Annotated in this window: 1 protein-coding gene; it reads right to left on the reverse strand. The window is 65.5% G+C overall.

Features of this window, described 5'->3' with window-relative positions:
* Positions 1-441 (reverse strand): amidohydrolase family protein (locus tag IB279_RS36780; RefSeq protein WP_192341267.1); only part of this gene is annotated, 441 nt, incomplete at both ends.

A 441-nucleotide genomic window follows, 5' to 3' on the forward strand; every position in this document is an offset into this window, starting at 1 on the left:
AGCGCCGCGGCATTGAGCAGCGCCCGGTCATAGAGATGCAGCAGGAACACCGGCGTATCGGGCGCGACCGCGTTGATCTCATCGATCGTCGGCAACCGCTTTTCGGCGAACTGGTGCTCGGTGAAGCCGCCGACGACCCGCACCCATTGCGGCGCCGGCGTGATCGCCACCTGCCGCTTCAGCATGTCCATCGCATCGGCAAGCGAGCGCACGCCGTCCCAGCGCAGCTCCATGTTGAAGTTGAGGCCGCCACGCACGACGTGGGTATGATTGTCGTTCAGGCCCGGCAGGACGCGCTTGCCCTTGAGGTCGATGGTCTTTGTGCCTGAGCCTGCCAGCGCCATGATCGTCCTGTCGTCACCGACAGCGAGGATCAGGCCATCCTTGACGGCAACGGCAGTGGCAGTCGGATTGGCGCGGTCGAGCGTCGTCACGAGGCCG

The sequence above is a fragment of the Ensifer sp. ENS06 genome, from assembly GCF_014852205.1.
GTDB classification, from domain to species: domain Bacteria; phylum Pseudomonadota; class Alphaproteobacteria; order Rhizobiales; family Rhizobiaceae; genus Ensifer; species Ensifer adhaerens.